Below are 19,711 nucleotides of genomic sequence, written 5' to 3'. Positions count from 1 at the left end.
CGAATAGGCAGCCGCACGGGCTGCGCAAGTAGAACAAGGACGGGCGATTATTCCCCGCCCCGTGTCCTCAACGCGCCGGCGCCGACGCACCGCCTGCAGCACGCCGTGCGGCCTGCGACGCGGTGCCCGCCGCACCCTTCGAGCCGGGTTTGACCGGCTGCTGCGCCAAGTCCAGCAGCGGCTTGCAGTGCGTGTCGTCGTCGGCCGCAGGCACGGTGATGGGCACCAATGCCAGCGCCGCCGGTGCGGCCACGGCGGCGACCACTGCGGCGCCTGCGCGCAACAGCAGCGGACCGGCTTCCACGCCGATGTCCGGGTTGCCGAACGTACCCTTCACGTACAGCGGGGAGCGCAAAGACAGAAACTTCCACTCCAGCGACTCGGGCTTGATGCGCAGGTTCATCTCTTCCGTGCCCAAGTCAATGGTGCCCGTCGCTTCCACGATGGCGTCGTCGGTGCTCATCTTCACCACGCGCGTGGTGGCCAGGCCGTCCACCACGGTGAAGTCGGCCACGGCGCAGCGCAAGTGCACTTCCTGGTTCTCGCCAAACAGGCGGCCCACGATGATGCTGCCCACGTTCAGTGCCGCCAGGTCCAACATCTGCTTGCTCAGGCGCCCTTCGCGCACATACAGCCGCATCTCGCCCGTACCCTGGCCCAGCAGCCCGGCCACGCTGTTGCCCCGGCTGCTCAGCGCAATCGCGCCGTCCATGCGGCCAAAGCTTTTCTTCATGAGCTGCACTTTGGGGAACAGCTCGGACAGCTGCAGTCCCTGCACCGTGCCACGGATCTGCGCCTTGAGCGGCGGCGCGCGTCCGTCAATGCTCACCTGCGACTCGATGCGGCCCTGGGCCACCCCAAAGGTCAGCGGCGCCAGCTTGAGCTGTGCGTTCTCCATCACCGCGTGCACGCTCAGGTCCTGCAGGGGCAGGCTTTCGGGGCGGATGATGTGGCGGCCCTTGAAGACGATGTCCATGTCCATCGCGTTCCAGCGCTCGGCGGCAAACTTCGAGTCGGGCAGCACTTTGCCACGGCCCTTGCCCACCGCGTCTCGGCCCCGGTTGCTGTTGTCGGGCTTGTTGGTGCCCAGGGTGGGGCCCAGGTCTGCCAAGCGCAGCTGCTGCGACGTCATGGTGCCCGTGAGGCGCGGGCGCGGCTTGCCAGAGGTGTATTTGAGAGTGCCCTGAAGATCGCTTTCGCCAACCCTTCCGCGGAAGTTGCTGTATTCCCACACGGCGCGTTCGGGCTCTAGGCTACCGGTCAGATGCCCGCGGGTTCTGAACGGCGGCGTATTGGGAAGCACCAGCCCCGTCACCTCGTACAGATCGGCCATGCTGTCGCCCCGCAGCGCCACATCCATGTCCAGCCCCGAAAGCGCGCCGGGGTTGGCCAGAATGCCCTCTGCCGACAGCGCCACGCTGCCGCCGCGAAGCTCCACCTTCACCGGGTAGTCCACTACCTTGTCGCGCAGGCTGATCACCTGGCCCGCCAGGCCGCTGCCCTCCACCTGGGCCTTGGCCAAGCGGCCTTCCAGCGTGAAGCGCAGGCCATAGTCGGTGGCCGCAGTCCGGTGCCGCGCGGTGGGAGCGGACGATGCTGCGGATGCGGCAGACGCCCCCCGCGACGGCGTCGCTGCATCGTTGTCCTGGCGGGTTTCCTTGTCTTGCCCCGCAACTTGTGGTGCCGACGATGCGGAAGACGCTGCAGATGCCGCAGCCTCGGCCGCGTCGCCCGGCTCCAGGCTATCCACCTGCGCGCGCAGGTCAATGTCCTTCACCCCATCGGCATAGGCCAGGCGCCCGGCGTTGATGAGCAGGCGGTCCACGTCAAAGGTCCAGCCGCTGCGGGGGGCATCGGGGTCCTTGCGCGCGAACGTCCAGTTGTTGGTGCCTTCTGCGGTGCGGGCCAGCGCAATGTCGGGCTGGTGCAGCGCGACCGTGTCAATCGACAGGTGGCGCGCCAGCAGCGGCCACAGCCGGACGCTCGCCGTGGCCTTGCCGATACGGGCCATGGTGGCGGGGGCTGTCTCCGGGGGCTCGGTTGTCGGGTCTGCCTTGGACGGCTGGGAGGGCTTGGATGCAAATGGCGGCGCGAACTCCACCGGGTTGTCCATCTCCAGACGCTCTGCGGTCACGGTGACCCCGGGAATCCAGCGGCGCCAGCCTTCTTCCAGCGGCTGAGGCCAGCGCCAGGTGGCGGTCAGCGGGCCCTGAATCTCGAACCTGCGACCCGTGGCCTCGCTGACCTTGTCGTTCACCCAGGGCCGTGCGCGCTCCAGCTGAGTCAGTGCCAGTGTGGCCACTACCAGCAGGCCCACCACCAGCCCTGCGATGGACAGCAGAGTTATGGCCAGCACCTTGTGGACCCTGCGGACTGGCCGCGCGGCATGGGCCTGTGGGCTAGGGCCTGCGGGCGCGGCAGTGGAGGAGGGGGGCGTTGCGGGGGTATGGGGCTCTGGCATGGCAGCACCATGCTAGGCGGGGGCAGCGCACCAGCGGCATCAGACAAAGGCGACAAACGCGCATGCACGGCGGATCACGCCGTTGTCCTACACGCAGTCCGAGGGTGGCAGCGCGTAGCGCGCTACAGAACCACAAAGAGTTTTTCGCGCAGCTCAGGCAGGCGCTTGAGGCCGATGGCGCTGCCTGACAGCGTTTCCACCCAATGGGGATACACCTGGCGCAGCTGCTCGCTGGTGCGGCAGGCGTGGATGGATTCCAGCAGCGAGATGCGGTTGTGGTGTCCGAAGATGCTGTTGACCGTGTTGGTCATGAAGTTGCGGGCCATGTCCAGCTCTTTGGCCGAGCGGGTGTCGGCGGGAGGCAGGTCTTCCAGGTCGTCCGCCGCCGCTTCCGCCGGTGGCTTGGGCGCAGCGGGAGCTGCTGGCGCCGGGCGGGCGGTCGCCTTGGGCTCAATGCAGCCATGGGCGATCAACTCGTCGAACATGCCTGCCAGGTCGTGCCCCGCTACGAACACCTCCAGGTCCTTGCCCGACCGCTGGCCATCCACCAACAGCAGAAGCCGCCGCACCAGCGGTGCAAGGCCGAGAGAACGCGTCTGAATTTCCTGCTGGCCCGAGGCCGTCTTGGCGTAGATGGTGTGGCGGTGGTCGATGGAGGCGTCGGCCATGGGGTGCAATGGATGGTCTGTCGCTTGATGAGGAGAAGAGGAGGGCACCGAACTGGCACCCCGTGTTGGTCACACAGTGTTACCAGATCACTTGGGGATGCCATTGGTGTTTTTACCGAGCACCTCAACAGGCGCCAGTCGCCGCCCACAGGGTTCAGCATGCTGACTTGATTTGAAGCATTTTTGGCCTCTAGCGCTTATCCAGTGAGCGCTGGAAGCTATTGATTTGGTAGTAAGTCGCCGCCGCTTTTTGCCGCCTACAATCCGCCCGCCATGTCCCACCCCCGCCGTCCCGATCTGCTGCCGCTGCGCGCGGGCGTGAGCCCCAGTTGCGTGGTGCTGCCCGCGCAGGGCTTGCCCGGCAGCAGCGTGCTGGACTTCCTTGCGCAGCGGCTGTCCGTGGTGTCGCGAGAGGAATGGCGGGAGCGCATGCTGGCGGGTGACGTGGTGGACGCGCAGGGCGCGCCCGTGCTGCCCGACCGGCCGTTTCAGGGCGGGCTGCGTCTGTATTACTACCGGCACCTGGATCAGGAGCCCGCGCTGCCATTCACGGAAACGGTGGTTTACCAGGACGACCACCTGCTGGTGGCCGACAAGCCGCATTTCATGCCCGTCACGCCCTCAGGCCGCTATCTGCACCACACGCTGTTGGTGCGCCTGAAGCACCGGCTCGGGCTGCCGGAGCTGTCGCCGGTGCACCGCATCGACCGCGACACCGCCGGGCTGGTGCTGTTTTCTGTGCAGCAGCGCACGCGCGGCGCCTACCAGGCCCTGTTCCGCGACCGCCAGATCACCAAGCACTACGACGCGATCGCCCCCTGGCGCGCCGATGTGGCCTTCCCGCGCGAGCATTACAGCCGGCTGGAAGAGAGCCCGCAGTTCTTTCGCATGCACGAGGTGCCCGGCCAGCCCAACAGTCACACCCGCATGGAACTGCAGGAGGTGGCAGTGTCACGCGAGTGGGCCCGATACCGGCTCACCCCGGTCACCGGCAAGCGCCACCAGCTGCGCGTGCACATGGCCTCGCTAGGCCTGCCGCTGCGCAACGACGCGTTCTACCCCGAGGTCAACGATCCGCCCGAAGGCGACTACTCGCGCCCGCTGCAACTGCTGGCGCGCGAGTTGGCGTTCGAAGACCCACTCACGGGGGAGCACCGTGTGTTTGAGAGTGCGCTGCGGCTGAGCTTGTCTTGAAGCAGCGGGGGGCCCGTCTTGTAGCCCGGAAAACTACGGCAGTGGACTCAACTCATCAGACAACATAGGGATTACCACTACATTGGCCTTTCTGCAAGGTCATCGCGCCGGTGTCCTTGTGACCTCCGGGACAAAAGCACCGAAGTTCTTGTTGTTTGGTAACAGATGGGATAACTTTGTTGTCTGTCGCCATGTGAGGGGTATGTGCCTGCGCATGCGAAGCACTGCCCGCGCTGATCGGCTCTGGGTGCGCAAACGTTTGCGCATCGGTTGAGCTGATTCCGGGCGGTTTGGCGGCGGCCCACAACCTACAAAGACCATGACCTCCACCACCTACCGTCGCTCCGTGGCGTTCAAACTCTCCCTGGCGGCGGTGCTGAGCCTGCTGCTGGTGCTGCTCATCACCATGGGCATCGTCAGCGCCTTGCTATGGCAGAACTTTGGACGCCTGTCGCGTGGCGACGCGCAGCAGCACGCGGCCCAACTGCGAACCCTGGTGCAAACGTTCGACGAAACCGCGCAGGAGCAGGCCAAACGGGACTTCGCCCTGTTCAAAGCCAACTTTGGCGGCGACTTTTCGCTCAGCGAGGCCCCGGGCGCCGATGGCCAACCCGAGGCCACGCTTGCCTTCGGGGGCGCATCGCTCAACGGCGACTTCGAGGTGGTGGACCGGTTCACCAAGGACAGCATGGGCGCCGTGGCCACCATCTTTGCGCGCACAGGCGACGACTACATACGCGTCACCACCTCGCTGAAGAAGCAGGACGGCGACCGCGCCTACAAAACCCTGCTCGACCGCAAGCACCCGGCCTACGAGTTGATGAACGAGGGCAAAACCTTCATCGGCCGGGCCAACCTGTTCGGCCGCGAATACATGACGGTGTACGAACCGATCCGGCAGGGCAACCGCACCATCGGCATCCTTTTCATCGGCTCGGACATCGGCCCCATCCTGGGCAAGCTCAACACCGTGATGGCGGGGCAAAAGCTGTTCGCCACTGGCGCGGTGTATGCGGTCAACATCTCGTCCGGCCCCGCACGGGGCAGCGTGCAGGGCCTGGCAGGCGCGCAGGCAGGTCTTAAGCTCGACGAGAAGGTGGACGACGCGAAGGCCTTTCTCACATCGCTCGCGGCCATCGAGCAGACCGGCGACTTCGAATCCACATGGTCGCCCCGCCGCGCCGGCGACGGCGACAACGCCACACGCTATATGGCGGTAGAGCGCTACAAGCCCTGGAACTGGGCCATCGTGGCCGAGGCCCCGGTGGCCGAAATGATGGCCGAGGCGCGCAGCGTGCTCGCATGGCTGTGGATGGGTGTGCTGGTGGCGCTGGTATTGCTGACGGTGGTGCTGGTGGCCGCCACGCGCCGCCTGGTGGGCGCACCCGTGCAGCAGCTGAGCACCGCGCTGGGCTATCTTGCCCAAGGCGATCTCACGCACGCTGTGGCGCTGAAGTCCCGCGACGAGATCGGCAATCTGGCGCAGGCTATGGAAGGCTTTCGCACGCGCCTGGTCGAAAGCCTGGGCACGGTGCGCACCAGCGCCGACAGCGTGTCCGCCGCCAGCAACGAAATCGCGCAAGGCAACCAGGACCTGTCCGGCCGCACCGAGAGCCAGGCCAGTTCGCTGGAAGAAACCGCCGCCAGCATGGAGCAGTTGGGTGCCACCATCCGCCACAACGCCGACAGCGCCAGCCAGGCCAACCAGCTGGCCGTCAACGCCAGCCGCGTGGCCGCGCAAGGCGGCGACGTGGTGTCCCGCGTGGTCAGCACCATGCAGGACATCCACACCAGCAGCCAGAAGATCGCCGACATCATCGGCGTCATCGACGGCATCGCCTTCCAGACCAACATCCTCGCCCTGAACGCGGCGGTGGAGGCGGCACGCGCGGGCGAGCAGGGCCGCGGCTTTGCCGTGGTGGCCGCCGAGGTGCGCAACCTAGCCCAGCGTACCGCCGCCGAGGCCAAAGCCATCAAGGAACTCATCGGCGCCAGCAGCGCCATGGTGCAGCAGGGCTCCGAGCTGGCCGACCAAGCCGGCACCACCATGCAGGAGGTGGTCAGCTCCATCCAGCGCGTGGCCGACATGGTTTCCGAAATCAGCGCCGCCAGCAACGAGCAGACCGCCGGTGTCGGCCAGGTGAGCGAGGCCGTCACCCAACTGGACCAGACCACGCAGCAAAACGCCGCCCTCGTCGAAGAAATGGCCGCCGCCGCCAGCAGCCTGCGCACACAGGCCGAGCAGATGGTGGCCGCCATCGCCCAGTTCGATCTGGGCCAGGGCGCGGGCGCCGAGCCGCTGCGCAAAGCCGCCCCCAGGCTGGGCCGCTGAGCGGAGGGTTCTGCGGCCCCAAGCCCCGGTTGGCACCCGCCCGCCGCCTATAATGCGCGGCTGTGCGGGTGTAGTTCAATGGTAGAACGGCAGCTTCCCAAGCTTCATACGAGGGTTCGATTCCCTTCACCCGCTCCAGTCGCTTCTTTGTCTTCTTGCCAGCCGGGCCCCGGCTGAGTGTCTTCCGCGGTTCCCGCTACCCCCTTTTGCTTCCGCACTGCCCATCCAAATGCCGTGGGCACGTCAAGCCATTGGCTGACGCGCGAGACCTGGGCCCTGCTCCACCATGCGGGGGTAGCCCATCCGGGCGCGCTCACCGCTTGAGGAACCCATGGCATCCAAGGACTCGGACAAAGACACACGCAAGGACAAGGACCTACGCAAGGACAAAGGCGGCAAGCCCCGTGCCGCGGAAGAAAAGGAAGCCCAGGCCCAGCGCCAATTGGGCATTCTGGGCCCGCATGGCGACATGCGGCTGGCCTCGGTGATCATTGAGGGCTATAGCCTGGAGTTGCGCGATGGGGATGGTTTTGTGGGCGACGTGGCCAGCGGCACGGCGTTTCGCCACATGCTGGAGGCCTGGCGCAAGCTGTACGCGTCGATGGATGGGAAGGACCCGCTGGGCAGCAAGCCCACGCGGGAGCTGAGCAAAAAGCAGATTGACGCGCTGGCCGACAAAAGTGCCGCCGCCGCGCAGGCGGTGGAGCAGGCGTCGGAGGACTATGCGCTGCAGCTGGCCGATGTGGTGCAGCGGTTCTTGAAACAGCCGACCTGGCGGGGCGTGGAACGGGTCATCCTGGGCGGGGGCTTTCACCAAAGCGAATTCGGTGGGCGCGCCATTGAACGGGTGCGCGCACTCTTGAAAGAGGCCAAAGTGCCGGTGGAGCTGCGCACCCTGCGCCACCACGCGGACGAGGGCGGGCTGATCGGCTGGGTGCATCTGGCCCCGCCGGCCTTGCTGCAAAGCTACGACGCCATCCTGGCGGTGGACATCGGCGGTACCAATGTGCGCTGCGGCATTGTGCTGACACACCTGCACAGGGCGCCCGACATGTCGCTGGCCGAAGTGGTGCGGCGCGAGAAATGGGCGCACGCCCATGACGAACCCCGGCGCGACGAACTGGTAGAGGGCATCGCCACCATGCTCGAAGATCTGGTCGAGCATGCGCAGAAGAAAAAGATCCGCCTGGCGCCCTACATCGGCGTGGCCTGCCCGGGTCTGATCGTCGAAGACGGCTCCATCGCCGGGGGCACGCAGAACCTGCCCGGCAACTGGGAGAGCACCCGCTTTCACCTGCCGCGCGACCTGTGCGAGCGGCTGCCCCACATTGGCGAGGGCCGCACGCAGATCTGCCTGCACAACGATGCGGTGGTGCAGGGCCTGTCGGAAATGCCCTTCATGCAGGACGTGAAACGCTGGGCCGTATTGACGGTGGGTACGGGGCTGGGCAACGCCAGCTACACCAACCGCGCAGGCGAGAAATCTGAATGAATTTAGGCCCTGGCGCTTGCTGGATAAGCGCTGATAGCTATCAAAAAAGAAGCGGCATCCTTACCGCCGCTTCTCCTTTTGTCTCTATTTCTGGATGTCACCCAGGCACAGGTACTTGATCTCCACATAGTCGTCCATGCCGTAGTGCGATCCTTCGCGGCCCAGGCCCGACTGCTTGACGCCGCCAAAGGGCACGTGCTCGGTGGCCAGAATGCCCACGTTGGCACCCACCATGCCGTATTCCAGCGCCTCGGTCACGCGGAAAATGCGGCCCACATCGCGGCTGTAGAAGTAGCTGGCCAGGCCGAACTCGGTGTTGTTGGCCGCGTCGATGGCCTCCTGCTCGGTCTTGAACTTGAAGACCGGGGCGAAGGGACCAAAGGTTTCCTCGCGGGCGCACAGCATGTCGGCCGTGGCGTTGGCGACCACCGTGGGTTCAAAAAACTGGCCCGAGCCCAGGGCGGTGAGGCGTTGGCCGCCCGCGACCACCTGGCCGCCCTTGGCCAGCGCGTCATCCACATGGCGCTGCACCTTGGCCAGCGCGGCTTCCTCAATCAGCGGGCCCTGGTTCACCCCGGCCTCGAAGCCGTTGCCCACCTTGGCTGTCTTGACCTTGGCCGCAAACTTGGCCACGAACTCGTCGTACACGCCTTCCTGCACGTAAAAGCGGTTGGTGCACACGCAGGTCTGGCCGGCGTTGCGGTACTTGCTGGCAAAGGCGCCTTCCACAGCGCTGTCGATGTCGGCATCGTCAAACACCAGGAAGGGCGCGTTGCCGCCCAGCTCCAGCGAAATCTTCTTGACCGTGGGGGCCGACTGCGCCATCAGGATGCGGCCCACTTCGGTGCTGCCCGTGAAGCTGATGTGGCGCACCACGTCGCTCGCGCACAGCACCTTGCCGATGGCGATGGAGTTGTCGCTGTCGGCGGGCAGGATGTTGAACACACCGGCCGGGATGCCCGCACGGATTGCCAGCTCGGCTGCAGCCAGGGCGGTGAGCGGCGTCAGCTCGGCAGGCTTGATGACCACGGGGCAGCCCGCAGCCAGCGCGGGCGCGACCTTGCGCGTGATCATGGCCAGCGGGAAGTTCCACGGCGTGATGGCCGCGCACACGCCGATGGGTTGCTTGAGCACCAGCAGACGCCGGTTGTTGTCAAACTGGGGCAGGGTTTCGCCGTTGATGCGCTTGGCCTCTTCGGCAAACCACTCCACAAAACTCGCGCCGTAGGCCACTTCACCCTTGGCTTCGGGCAGGGGCTTGCCCTGCTCGGCGGTCATGATGCGGCCCAGGTCGTCCTGGTTGGCCACCAGCAGGTCGTACCACTTGCGCAGGATGATGCTGCGCTCCTTGGCGGTTTTGGTCTTCCAGGGGCCCCAGGCGGCGTTGGCGGCGGCAATGGCGGCCTCAGCGTCGGCCGGGCCCAGGTTGGCCACATCGGCCAGTTTGAGGCCCGTGGCCGGGTCGTTCACATCAAAGCGGCTGCTGCCTGCCACCCACTGGCCGTTGATGAGGCCGTCGGTCTTGAGCAGGGTGGGATCATTCAGCAGGGCGAGGGGGGAGGTCTTGGTGTCCATGGTGTCTCTTATCGGCTGGGCAGGAACAGGGGCGCAGGGTAGCGCCATTCGGCGTGCAAGGCTGTCGCCTTGGAATACGCCACCGGAATGCCACGGAAGGCTTCAGGTTGAGGAATATGAATAAAAATGGCTGTAGCGCTTGATGGATAAGCGCTAGAAGCTATCAAATAAATAGTAGAAGGTGGCTGGGCCGTGCGGCTTAGCGGTCGATGATGCGCCGCGCAAACCTTTCCAGGTACTCCATCAGTTGCTCGGCCCCGGCCATGGCCTGGGCTTCGTCACCGCTGGCAATGCCCTGGGCCAGCTGCATGTGGGCGCGCGCGCCTTCGGATACCTCGCCCTCGTGCTGGTAGGCGTACCAGAAGCGCCTGCACTGCACGATGAGCGGCTGCACACATTTGACGGCCGAATGGTTCTGGCTGGCCTGGTGCACCACCACGTCCAGCGCGTGGTCGGCCTGCATGTAGTCGTCCAGATGGCCACGAGCGGCGGCTTCCACCATCTTCTGGGCGCACTGCACGATGGCCTGGCGCTGGGGCGCCGTGGCGCGGCGCGCGGCGCAGGAGGCGATCAGGCGCTCCAGCACGCGGCGGGTCTGGATCACGTCCAGGTGGTCGGCCAGATCGATGTGCGACACCAGCAGCCCGCGCCGGGGCTGCTGCGCAATCAGTCCGATGGAGACCATGCGCAGCAGCGCCTCGCGCACGGGTGTGCGGCCCAGGCCCGTGCTTTCCACAATTTCGGCCTCCACTACGGGCGAGCCGGGCTGCAGCTGCAGGGTGGAGATCATGGCCTCGATGGCGTCATAGGCCACGTCGGCCGCGCGCCGCTTGGGCGCGGGGTCTCGCTGGGGGGATGCACTGCGGGTGGTCATGGGGAGATGGGTGTGAGGGGCGGGGCTGCGGACCGCATCTTAGTAGCTTGCAGTAGCGGCCCCGCTGCCATCAGGCCAGGCTGGCGCCTGTCTTGCGCAGCTCGGCAATCTGCGGCGCCTTGGGCAGCCACAGCTTGTCGAACTCCTGGATCGTGCTGTCGGGGTTGAACGCCGTTGCCGTCTTGAACGCGATGGACGTGCCCTTGAACTTCTCGATCAGTCCGGCCTCGGTGGTCACGATGTCGTTGATCTGCGCATCGAGCGACTGAGCCACCAGCTTGCGGATGAGGTCCTTGTCCTTGGCGTCCAGGCCTTGCCAGATGCGGCCGGAGACCAGGGGGGCGAACGGCATGAACAGTGCATTCATCTGCAGCAGCGTCTTGGCCACCTTGTCAAAGCGCTGGTTCCACGAGAACTCGATGTCGGCCTCCAGCCCATCCACCTGTCCGTTGCTCATCGCATCGAACACCTGCGGCGTGGGGATGGGCGTGGGGGCTGCGCCCAGCATTTGATAAAAGTCGCGGTACACGGGCGTGGGGTTGATGCGCAGCTTCATACCCTTGATGTCGGTGGGCAGGTTGATGTCCTTAGTGGAGAACACGACGCGCATGCCGGTGATGCCCCAGCCCAAGCCAATGGTGCCGGTCTCGCGCGGCAGCACTTCCAGCAGCTTGGTGGCCGCAGGGTGCTTGACCAGCTTGGCCACGGCGGGCGTGGAGCGCACCAGGTAGGGCGCGTTGATGGCAGCGATGCTGGACACGCGCGTGCCCAGCTCGGCCGCCTGGATCCAGCCCATATCGAGCGCGCCGGACTGCAGCTGCTGCATCATCGCTGCCTCGTTGCCCAGCTGGCCCGAGTGGAAGACCGTGACGCTCAGGCGCCCATCGGTTTCCTTCTTCAGCGCCTCGCCAAACTGCAGCGCGGCGCGGTTCCACGAATGGCCTGCGGGCGTGATCAGCCCCAGGCGGAACTCCTTGGCGTCGGCGGCCCGCGCCAGGGCCGGAAAGCCCAGCCCCGTGACGGCGGCTGCGGCCACGGCGTGGCGCTGGATGAAGTGGCGACGGGAGACTGGGCGGGCGGGCTGGGTCGTCATGGTGAACTCCGTGAGTGAAAGAACGTTGGGAGGGGGACGGATCTGTCGTACGGCATGCCCCGCTACTTGAGCAGGCCGAGCGACAGGCTGGGGAACAGCGACAACATCACCAGCGCCACACAGCTGATGATGAAAAACGGGAGGGTGACGATGAACATCTTTCCGGGCTTGGCGCCGGTAACGGCCGATGCCACAAAGAAGCTCAGGCCCACGGGCGGCGACATCAGGCCCAGCACCAGGTTGATGACCACCACCACGCCGAAGTGGCGCGGGTCGATGTGATAAACCTCCGTGGCAATGGGCAGCAGGATGGGCACGGTCATGATGAGCCCGGGGATGCCGTCGATGACGGTGCCGATCACCAGCAGGATCACATTTGCCAACAGCAGGAAGGTGACCGGGTCGTGCGCCACGGTCTGCACCCAGGCGGCCACCATCTGCGGCACCTTGCCGTAGATCAGCAGCCACGAGAACACGGCCGCTGCTGCCACCAGGAACAGCACCACGGCCGAGTAGATGGCCGAGCGCAGCAGGATGCGCGGCAGCGCGTTGAAGCGGAACTCCTTGGTGACAAACCGCCCCACCAGGGCCGAGGCCACGGCGCCCACGGCGGCCGATTCGGTGGGGTTGGCAATGCCGCTCAGGATGGAGCCCACGATGACAATCGGGATCAGCAGCGTGGGGCTGGCCTGCGCGGCGGTGCGCGCGCGCTGGGCCAGCGTGCGCTTTTCGCTGCGGGGGTAGTCGTAGACAAACCCCATGAGCGCGATCACGACAAAGAACAGCAGCGTGAGCAGGACGCCGGGCAGGATGCCCGCAATCAGCATGTCGCCCACGGCCACCTGGGCCAGCACGCTGAACACCACAAACATCACCGAGGGCGGGATGATGGGGCCGAGCATGCCGCCGTACACCGTGAGCCCGGCGGCAAAGGTCTTGTCGTAGCCCTGCTTCTCCATCTCGGGCACCATCACCTGCGACATGATGGCCACCTGCGCGGTGGCCGAGCCGATGATGGACGACACCAGCATGTTGGCGAGGATGTTGACGTAGGCGAGCCCCCCCTTGACCGAGCCGATGAAGGCCATGGCCAGGTCCACCAGGCGGCGCGTGATGCCGCCGCTGTTCATGATCTCGCCGATCAGGATGAACAGCGGGATGGCGATGAGGCCGTAGCTGTCCACCCCGCCGAACATCTGCACGGGGAAGGACTGGAACAACACCGGGCTGTTGATGCTGAGGATGTACACGATGCCTGCCAGGCACAGGCATACCCCGATGGGCACGCCCACCATCAGCACGGCGAGGAAGAAAAGGGTGGTGAGCATGGGGGCCTCGGAGGTCAGTTCACGGCGTCGGCATTGACCACGTCAAAGCCCGGGTGCTGCACGCGTTCAGCGGCGCCCAGGTCTTCGAGCAGGTTGGCCAGCGCATGCACGGTGAACGTGGCTGAAAACAGCGGCAGGATGAGCTGCAGCACCCAGGTGGGCCAGTTCAGCGTCTGCGTGCGCTCGGTGTACAAAAAGTTGAAGCTTTCGGCTGCAAACTCCTTGGCATCAAAGCCATGGCGCGCAATGCCCACCGGGTCCATCCACACCCAGCACATCACCAGCATGGCTACGCCAAACACCAGCACACCCAACATGGCCACCACCTTGGCGGCCTTGGCGCTGCGCGGGCCCAGGTGGTCGGTGAGCAGGCCCACGGCAAAGTCCATGCGCAGCCGCGTCATCACCGAGGCGCCCACAAAAGTCAGCCACACCACGGTGTAGACCGCTGCTTCGTCCACCCAGTAGATGGGCATGCCTGAGTAGCGTGTGCCGACGTTGAACAGGATGAGCAGCACCAGCAGCGTCATGAGGCCGGTGAGTACATATCGCTCGACGCGCAGGATGTGCGAGGACAGCGCCAGCACCCAGCGAACAGGGGTACGCGGCGTGGCAGTGGGCGGTGGGGTGGGGCTGTGGGATGAGGGCATGGGGCCGTGTGCGGGGTGTGGTTTTTAATATCTGATTGATATATTTATAAGCAAGATAGGTGCCTGCGTGGTGTGCCTGGTGATCCCGTGCGCGGTGCGCCCGTCAGGCAGGCGGAGCGCCAGCGGCTTCGAGCGTAGGCTCGTCGCAGACAGCCAGCGTGGCGATGCGCGCAGGCGTCAGCAGATGCCGGGGCGCGGCAGGTGTCCAGCCAAACAGGTGCTGCGTGGCCGCGCCGCAAACACGGCCCTGGCAGGCGCCCATGCCGCAGCGAGTGTGCAGCTTGGCGTCGATCCAGCCCTGGCGCGGGGCCAGGTCGGCATAGGCCACGTCTTCGCAGCGGCATACCAGGGTGTCGGGGCGGGGCAGGGCCTTGAGCTGTTCGTTCAGCACAAACGAGGTCTGCAGCGCCTGGGCAAAATCTTCCCAGCGCGCGAGTTGCGCGCGCAGTGCCTGGGCCTGCTGCAAGTGGCCTGCTGCTGTATGGCCTGCGATCGCACCTTGCACCAGGGCACGTTCGCTGCCGCCGAAACCCGTGTTTTCACCGGCAGCTAATACGCCCGCCACCGTGGTGCGCATCTGCGCATCCACGGCCAGACCGAGGCCGCCGCTCAGGGGTCCGCCCAACGTGCAACCGAGCAACTGGCCCAGCTGGGTGTTGGGCACCAGACCAAAGCCGCAGGCGATGCGGTCGCAGGGGATGGATTCTTCGGCGTGCGTGCCCTTGCGCAGCCGCACGGACTGCACCTGGGTGGTGCCTTGTGCCTCCAGCACATGGGTGTTGGCACGCAAACCAGTATTTAGCAGCGTGAGGGCCTGCAGCGCCTTGGCAGGCCAGCGCAGCAACTGCGCCGCAAAGCCCGCCAGTGCGGCCCAGGAGGCCTGCTCGGCAATGCGCACCACGGTGGCGCCCGCTTGCTTGGCGGTGGCGGCGGCCGCCAGCAGCAGCGGGCCGGTGCCAGCAATCACGATGCGCTGGCCGCGCACATCCAGCCCCGCCTTGATGAGGGCCTGAAGCGCTCCCGCGCCCGTCACGCCGGGCAAGGTCCAGCCGGGGAAGGGCAGCAGCAGCTCGCGTGCGCCGGTGCACAGGATGATGCGGTGGCTGTGCTGGGTCCATCCCCGGTCGGCGTCTTCCAGCAGCAGGGCGGGGGCCTTGTCGGTGGGCTGGAGTGCGCCCACGCCCACCACCCGGGTGCCGGTCAGCACGCGGATGTTGGTGTGCCGGGCGAGCGCGGCGCGATGCTGCTGCGCCAGCGGCGGCAGGGCCACCTGTGGGCCATCGCGCCAGATCTGGCCGCCGGGCTGGGGGTTGTCGTCCACGACGGTGATGACTGCACCGCTGGGGGCGGCGGCCAGGGCTGCGGCCATGCCCGCCGGGCCTGCGCCGATGATGAGGATGTCGCAGCGTTCGTGCATGGGGGTGGGGCGATTCATGGGCATGGCGTAGCGCTCCCGGAGGCCATACCCGCATCAGTGTCGATGGCCATGTCGTCGGCGCACACCGTCTGGCAGGCCAGGCGGATGCGGCCGTGGACGCGTACGCGGCATTCGTGGCACACACCCATGCCACACAGCGGTGCGCGCGCCTGGCCGGTGACGGAGGTGCGGGTGGTGCCCGGCGGTTGCTGCGCCAGCGCGGCAGCCACGCTGGTGCCCGCCGGCACTTGCCGGGGGACTCCGTTCACGACGATCTGCACGGTGGTGGTTGCCGGACGCGTCATGCAGCACCCCGCAAATCAAAACGTGGCGCCGCGTAGGGCCTGGGGTCGATGGGCGGCGTGCTTCCGGTGATTTGTGCCGCCAGCAGTTGTGCGGTGGCGGGTGCCGTGGTCACGCCCAACCCTTCATGTCCTACCGCCAGCCACAGGTGGGGGCGCTCGGGGTGCGGGCCGATGATGGGCAGACTGTCGGGCGTGGCGGCGCGAAACCCTGTCCAGGTGCGGATCGCGTTCAGGTCTGCCAGGCCGGGCAGGTACGTCAGCGCGCGTTGGAGCATGCGTGCCAGCACGGCGTGGTTGACGGCCGCGTCGGTGGTGTCGAACTCGCGCGATGAACCGATCAGCAACTGCCCCGTGGGCCGGGGCTGCACGTTGAAGGCCTCCGAGGTGCCATCGCTGTGGTGCGCGCTGGTGATGTAGCCCAGCTCCACCAGTTGGTGGTGCACGGTGCCCGGGTAACGATCGGTGATGACGAGGTGGCCCTTTTTGGGGCGCAGCGGCAGGCCGGGGCACAGCTGCGGGGCCTGGAAGCCGCTGGCCAGCACGATGGACCCCGCGCTGCGTTGGCTGCCATCGCGCAGGGTGACGGTGCGGCCGTCGATCTGCGTGGCTTCGGCCTGTTCAAGAACAACTTTCCCATGCGCTGCGGCCTGGTCCAGCAGCCATTGCGCGGCGCGCGGAGCGTAGACCACGCTGTCGCCCTGCACCTTGAGCGCTCCCGCCAGACCAGGGCGCAGCGCGGGCTCGGCACGGGCGAGGGCGGCGGCATCCAGCATCTCGCAGGCCACGCCTTGTGCTTGCAAGGTGGCGCGCTTGGCGTGTGCGGCCTGCCGCTCTGCCTCGTTGGCAGCCAGCCAGAGCGTGCCGCAGGCGGTGAAGGCGCAGCCTGCATCCATCTGCGGCGCCCAGGCGTGCCAATGGTCGAGCGACGATTTGCTCAGTGCCAGCTCAGCCGGGTTGTCATCCATCACCACCAGATGGCCCATGCCTGCCGCCGTGGCACCGCCCAGGCGCGCATCGATGATTCGCACCGACAGCCCGGCCTGCACGAGCGCATGGGCACAGGCCGCGCCAACGATGCCAGCGCCGATTACGAGGACGTCGGTGGTTTGCATGTGGCCTGCGCTGTGGGAGAAGGCGGTTTACAGCCGGATGCCCCAGCCGAATGGGTCCGCGTCGTCGATCAGCAGGGTCGCTTCGGCACTCATGTAGGCGCGGCCACGCAAGGTGGGGATGAGCTTGCCATCGTCCTGCAGCGTGTAGCTGGCCTCGAACTGGCTGCCGATGATGCTGGCCTGGCGCCACACCTGGCCCGGCTGCAGCTTGCCATCGGCGGCCAGGCAGGCGATCTTGGCGCTGGTACCGGTGCCGCAGGGGGAGCGGTCGTAGGCCTTGCCGGGGCACAGCACGTAGTTGCGGCTGTCGGCATTGTCGTCGTCCGCAAAGAGTTCGATGTGGTCGATCTCGCCACCGTTGTCGCCGCGAATGCCCTGGTCCTTCAGGGCCTGCTGCACGGCGCAGCTGTAGTGCATCAGCGCCTCCAGGTTGTCGCTGGCCACGCGCTGGCCGTGGTCAGAGATCAAAAAGAACCAGTTGCCGCCCCAGGCCACATCACCCACTACGCGCCCGTAGCCGGGCACATCCACCGCCAGCTGGTGGTGCAGGCGATAGGCGGGCACATTGCGCACGCTGACTGATCCATCGGTGTGCAGTGTCGTGGTGACCGTGCCCACGGGCGTTTCGATGCGGTGTTCGCCAGGCTGGATGCGGCCCATGTAGGCCAGCGATGCGACCAGGCCAATCGTGCCGTGGCCACACATGCCCAGGTAACCGCTGTTGTTGAAGAAGATCACGCCTGCCGCGTTGGCAGGGTCTTGCGGTGCGCAGAGCAGCGCGCCCACCACCACGTCGCTACCGCGCGGCTCCAGCACGGTAGCGGCGCGCCAGGCATCGTGCTCGCGCGCCAGGCGCTCGCGCCGCTCGGCCATGGTGCCAGTGCCCAGGTCCGGAAAACCGCCAATGACAAGCCGGGTCGGCTCGCCGCCGGTGTGGGAGTCAAGGATCTGGATGCGTTTCATGGAGTTGTTTCAGGGGTAAGGGCTGAGAACGGGGTCAGTAACTTGCCAGGGGCACGGGCGCAGCGTTGCGGAAGGTCAGCACCGTGATGGGCGCCTGCTTGAGGTTGCCCTTGTCATCGTAGGCGTAGGTGCCCGCCACGCCCTGGTGGCTGGATTGGAGCATCTGTGCACCCACCTTGGCGGGCTGGGTGGAGTTGGCCTTTTGCATCGCGTCGGCCATGAACATCACCTGATCGTAGTAGGAGGCGGCATACGCGTCGGCATCCAGCTTGAAGCGCGCCTTGTACTTGGCTTTGAAGGCCGGGCCGTTGGCCACCTTGTCGAGCATGGTGCCGCCCTGGGCGCAGAACACAGTGTCGTTCACGGCCTCGCCGCCGAGCTTCCCTACCTCGGGGCTGCACAGGGTGTCGCCGCCCAGCAGCTTGGCGGTAAGGCCGAGTTGCTTCATCTGCCGTGCCATGGGCGCGGCCTGGGGCGCGTAGCCGCCAAAGAAAATGGCCTGCGGCTGCTTGGCCTTGAGGCTGGTGAGGATGGAGAGGAAGTCCGTGGACTTGTCGGTGGTGAACTCCTGGCCCACCACCGTGAGGCCCTGCTTCTTGGCCTCCTTCGTGAACTGGTCGGCCACGCCCTGGCCGAAGGCGGTGCGGTCGTCGATCACGGCCACCTGTTTGACCTTGAGCACCTGCGCTGCATACACGGCCATGTTGGAGCCAATCTGCGTGTCGCTGGCGATGATGCGGAACAGGTTCTTGTAGCCGCCTTCCGTCACCTTGGGGTTGGTGCCCACGGTGGACACCATGGCGCCGCCGTCGTTGTAGACCCGTGACGCGGGGATGGCCACGCCCGAGCAGTACGGCCCCATGACGAACTTCACACCGCTGTCCACCAGCTTCTGCGCCACGCTCACGCCGGTGCGCGCATCACACTGGTCGTCTTCCGACACGAGTTCGAATTTCAGCGTCTTGCCCTCGACCACGATCTTTTTCGCGTTGAGCTCCTCAACAGCCAGGCGCACGCCGTTCTCGTTGTCCTTGCCCGCGAAGGCGTTGGGGCCCGAGAGCGGGCCGCTGTGGCCGATCTTGATGACCTGCTCTTGCGCGCTGGCCTGGTGGGCGTGGCCCGCCAGAAGCAGGGCCGCAATGGCTGCGGGTGTGAGTGTCCGAAATCCGAAAGATGCACGTGTCATGGAAAACCTCTTGTGTGTGCGTGATGGAAAGGGCCGGTGTCTCGTCCGGCCCGGTGACGGAAATGGCGGGGCGTGTCAGGCCACGGACTGGTACTGGGTCGGGCGGGTTTCGAGCGCCTGGCGGACCACACGCTCGACAAATGCGCGCTCTTCGCCCACCAGCGGCAGACGGGGGCGGCGCATGTGCTCGGTGCCTACGCCCACGAGCACGTCGATCAGCTTGAGGTTCTGCACCAGCTTGTTCGACACATCCAGGTGCAGCATGGGCGTCATCCACTGGTACAGCGGCAGCGCTTCGGCAAATTTTCCGGCCTTCATCAGGTCATACAACGCAACCGTTTCGCGCGGGAAGGCGCAGCCCACGCCCGCCAGCAGGCCGTCGCAGCCCAGCGCCAGACCTTCGTAGGCCAGGTCGTCCACGCCCAGGAAGAGCTGGTAGCGGTTGCCCACGGTGTTGCGCAGGTCGGTGATGCGGCGGATGTCGCCTGTGCTTTCCTTGATGGCGGCGATCCATTCGCAATCGGCCAGCTCCAGCATGTGCTCGGGCTTCAGGTCCACGCGGTAGGCGACAGGGTTGTTGTAGACCATCAGCGGGCGCTGGGCGGCTGCGGCCATGGCGCGCACATTGGCCATGGCTTCGCGCGCATCAGCTACGTAAATCACCGAGGGCATGACCATGTAGCCCGCCACGCCGAGCTTGTTGGCACCGTCGATGTAGCGCAGGGCTTCGCGGGTGCTGGTTTCGGACACATTGGCCAGCACGGGCACGCGGCCGTCGGCGGCTTCGAGGGCGATCTTTGCTACCTGGAGCTTTTCTTCCAGCGTCAGCGTGCTGGCTTCGCCCAGCGAGCCGCAGGTGACCAGGCCGTGGATGCCGTTGCGGATCTGGAAGTCGATGTGGCGGGCCGTGCCTTCGGCATCGATCGACTCGTCAGCGTGGAACTTGGTGGTGATGGCGGGGAAGATGCCTTGCCAGCGGGGTTGGGGATTCATGGGAACGTGCTCCGGGGTGGGTGATGAACTTCAGTATGTTGTAAATATATTAAAGAAATATTTGAAAT

Annotated in this window: 16 protein-coding genes and 1 tRNA gene; 4 read left to right on the top strand and 13 right to left on the bottom strand. The window is 66.2% G+C overall.

What is annotated here, in order from left to right; all coding sequences use genetic code 11:
* Positions 1 to 67: 67 nt before the first annotated feature.
* A complete protein-coding gene (locus tag ACK4HJ_RS08285; RefSeq protein WP_409829810.1) occupies positions 68 to 2,461 on the bottom strand; it encodes an AsmA family protein in 2,394 nt (797 codons plus the stop codon).
* 122 nt (positions 2,462 to 2,583) lie between these two features.
* Positions 2,584 to 3,129: a hypothetical protein gene (locus tag ACK4HJ_RS08280; protein WP_409829808.1), complete on the bottom strand. Its 546-nt coding sequence runs from the start codon at positions 3,127 to 3,129 to the stop codon at positions 2,584 to 2,586.
* Between the two features lie 273 nt (positions 3,130 to 3,402).
* Between ACK4HJ_RS08280 and ACK4HJ_RS08275 the strand changes: the two genes are divergently transcribed.
* The 4 genes from ACK4HJ_RS08275 (at position 3,403) to ACK4HJ_RS08260 (ending at position 8,147) form a co-directional block, all read left to right on the top strand.
* Positions 3,403 to 4,323: a pseudouridine synthase gene (locus tag ACK4HJ_RS08275; protein ID WP_409829805.1), complete on the top strand. Its 921-nt coding sequence runs from the start codon at positions 3,403 to 3,405 to the stop codon at positions 4,321 to 4,323.
* A 319-nt stretch (positions 4,324 to 4,642) separates the two neighbouring features.
* Positions 4,643 to 6,655, top strand: a complete 2,013-nt coding sequence (locus ACK4HJ_RS08270) for a Cache 3/Cache 2 fusion domain-containing protein (RefSeq protein WP_409829803.1) — start codon at positions 4,643 to 4,645, stop codon at positions 6,653 to 6,655.
* A gap of 64 nt (positions 6,656 to 6,719) precedes the next feature.
* A tRNA-Gly gene (locus ACK4HJ_RS08265) sits at positions 6,720 to 6,793 on the top strand.
* 193 nt (positions 6,794 to 6,986) lie between these two features.
* Positions 6,987 to 8,147 carry an ROK family protein gene (locus ACK4HJ_RS08260; protein WP_409829801.1) on the top strand — a complete coding sequence of 387 codons (1,161 nt, stop codon included), beginning with the start codon at positions 6,987 to 6,989 and terminating at the stop codon, positions 8,145 to 8,147.
* Positions 8,148 to 8,231: 84 nt separating this feature from the next.
* On the opposite strand, the gene ACK4HJ_RS08255 is transcribed toward ACK4HJ_RS08260, so the two are convergent.
* The 11 genes from ACK4HJ_RS08255 to ACK4HJ_RS08205 form a co-directional block, all read right to left on the bottom strand.
* A complete protein-coding gene (locus tag ACK4HJ_RS08255; protein ID WP_409829798.1) occupies positions 8,232 to 9,722 on the bottom strand; it encodes an NAD-dependent succinate-semialdehyde dehydrogenase in 1,491 nt (496 codons plus the stop codon).
* A 199-nt stretch (positions 9,723 to 9,921) separates the two neighbouring features.
* Positions 9,922 to 10,596: a GntR family transcriptional regulator gene (locus ACK4HJ_RS08250; protein ID WP_252660174.1), complete on the bottom strand. Its 675-nt coding sequence runs from the start codon at positions 10,594 to 10,596 to the stop codon at positions 9,922 to 9,924.
* Positions 10,597 to 10,666: 70 nt separating this feature from the next.
* Positions 10,667 to 11,689 (bottom strand): TRAP transporter substrate-binding protein, encoded by a 1,023-nt coding sequence (locus tag ACK4HJ_RS08245; RefSeq protein ID WP_409829795.1) that lies wholly within the window; start codon positions 11,687 to 11,689, stop codon positions 10,667 to 10,669.
* Positions 11,690 to 11,751: 62 nt separating this feature from the next.
* On the bottom strand, positions 11,752 to 13,017 hold the full coding sequence (locus ACK4HJ_RS08240; protein WP_094290683.1) for a TRAP transporter large permease: 1,266 nt from the start codon (positions 13,015 to 13,017) through the stop codon (positions 11,752 to 11,754).
* Between the two features lie 14 nt (positions 13,018 to 13,031).
* A complete protein-coding gene (locus tag ACK4HJ_RS08235; RefSeq protein WP_409829791.1) occupies positions 13,032 to 13,667 on the bottom strand; it encodes a TRAP transporter small permease in 636 nt (211 codons plus the stop codon).
* A gap of 103 nt (positions 13,668 to 13,770) precedes the next feature.
* A complete protein-coding gene (locus tag ACK4HJ_RS08230; RefSeq protein WP_409829788.1) occupies positions 13,771 to 15,102 on the bottom strand; it encodes an FAD-dependent oxidoreductase in 1,332 nt (443 codons plus the stop codon).
* Positions 15,099 to 15,389, bottom strand: a complete 291-nt coding sequence (locus ACK4HJ_RS08225) for a 2Fe-2S iron-sulfur cluster-binding protein (RefSeq protein ID WP_409829785.1) — start codon at positions 15,387 to 15,389, stop codon at positions 15,099 to 15,101. Before ACK4HJ_RS08225 ends, ACK4HJ_RS08230 begins: the two co-directional genes overlap by 4 nt.
* A complete protein-coding gene (locus ACK4HJ_RS08220; RefSeq protein ID WP_409829783.1) occupies positions 15,386 to 16,501 on the bottom strand; it encodes an NAD(P)/FAD-dependent oxidoreductase in 1,116 nt (371 codons plus the stop codon). The genes ACK4HJ_RS08225 and ACK4HJ_RS08220 overlap by 4 nt, the downstream gene beginning before the upstream one ends.
* 27 nt (positions 16,502 to 16,528) lie before the next feature.
* Positions 16,529 to 17,464: a 4-hydroxyproline epimerase gene (locus ACK4HJ_RS08215; protein ID WP_409829780.1), complete on the bottom strand. Its 936-nt coding sequence runs from the start codon at positions 17,462 to 17,464 to the stop codon at positions 16,529 to 16,531.
* A gap of 34 nt (positions 17,465 to 17,498) precedes the next feature.
* Positions 17,499 to 18,650, bottom strand: a complete 1,152-nt coding sequence (locus tag ACK4HJ_RS08210) for a branched-chain amino acid ABC transporter substrate-binding protein (protein ID WP_094290688.1) — start codon at positions 18,648 to 18,650, stop codon at positions 17,499 to 17,501.
* Between the two features lie 75 nt (positions 18,651 to 18,725).
* On the bottom strand, positions 18,726 to 19,643 hold the full coding sequence (locus tag ACK4HJ_RS08205) for a dihydrodipicolinate synthase family protein (protein WP_409829776.1): 918 nt from the start codon (positions 19,641 to 19,643) through the stop codon (positions 18,726 to 18,728).
* Positions 19,644 to 19,711: the final 68 nt, after the last annotated feature.

The sequence above is a fragment of the Acidovorax sp. genome (assembly GCF_046294525.1).
GTDB lineage: Bacteria > Pseudomonadota > Gammaproteobacteria > Burkholderiales > Burkholderiaceae_C > Acidovorax.
Note: the sequence above shows the minus strand (reverse complement) of the source record. Positions and strands in the feature narration are given on the sequence as shown.

Excerpts from the sequence above, each read along its gene's own strand:
- ACK4HJ_RS08250 (WP_252660174.1), bottom strand. The coding sequence starts at position 10,596 with ATGACCACCCGCAGTGCATCCCCCCAGCGAGACCCCGCGCCCAAGCGG.
- ACK4HJ_RS08225 (WP_409829785.1), bottom strand. The coding sequence starts at position 15,389 with ATGACGCGTCCGGCAACCACCACCGTGCAGATCGTCGTGAACGGAGTC.
- ACK4HJ_RS08240 (WP_094290683.1), bottom strand. The coding sequence starts at position 13,017 with ATGCTCACCACCCTTTTCTTCCTCGCCGTGCTGATGGTGGGCGTGCCC.
- ACK4HJ_RS08230 (WP_409829788.1), bottom strand. The coding sequence starts at position 15,102 with ATGAATCGCCCCACCCCCATGCACGAACGCTGCGACATCCTCATCATC.
- ACK4HJ_RS08275 (WP_409829805.1), top strand. The coding sequence starts at position 3,403 with ATGTCCCACCCCCGCCGTCCCGATCTGCTGCCGCTGCGCGCGGGCGTG.
- ACK4HJ_RS08270 (WP_409829803.1), top strand. The coding sequence starts at position 4,643 with ATGACCTCCACCACCTACCGTCGCTCCGTGGCGTTCAAACTCTCCCTG.
- ACK4HJ_RS08260 (WP_409829801.1), top strand. The coding sequence starts at position 6,987 with ATGGCATCCAAGGACTCGGACAAAGACACACGCAAGGACAAGGACCTA.
- ACK4HJ_RS08205 (WP_409829776.1), bottom strand. The coding sequence starts at position 19,643 with ATGAATCCCCAACCCCGCTGGCAAGGCATCTTCCCCGCCATCACCACC.
- ACK4HJ_RS08210 (WP_094290688.1), bottom strand. The coding sequence starts at position 18,650 with ATGACACGTGCATCTTTCGGATTTCGGACACTCACACCCGCAGCCATT.
- ACK4HJ_RS08220 (WP_409829783.1), bottom strand. The coding sequence starts at position 16,501 with ATGCAAACCACCGACGTCCTCGTAATCGGCGCTGGCATCGTTGGCGCG.
- ACK4HJ_RS08255 (WP_409829798.1), bottom strand. The coding sequence starts at position 9,722 with ATGGACACCAAGACCTCCCCCCTCGCCCTGCTGAATGATCCCACCCTG.
- ACK4HJ_RS08280 (WP_409829808.1), bottom strand. The coding sequence starts at position 3,129 with ATGGCCGACGCCTCCATCGACCACCGCCACACCATCTACGCCAAGACG.
- ACK4HJ_RS08245 (WP_409829795.1), bottom strand. The coding sequence starts at position 11,689 with ATGACGACCCAGCCCGCCCGCCCAGTCTCCCGTCGCCACTTCATCCAG.
- ACK4HJ_RS08215 (WP_409829780.1), bottom strand. The coding sequence starts at position 17,464 with ATGAAACGCATCCAGATCCTTGACTCCCACACCGGCGGCGAGCCGACC.
- ACK4HJ_RS08285 (WP_409829810.1), bottom strand. The coding sequence starts at position 2,461 with ATGCCAGAGCCCCATACCCCCGCAACGCCCCCCTCCTCCACTGCCGCG.
- ACK4HJ_RS08235 (WP_409829791.1), bottom strand. The coding sequence starts at position 13,667 with ATGCCCTCATCCCACAGCCCCACCCCACCGCCCACTGCCACGCCGCGT.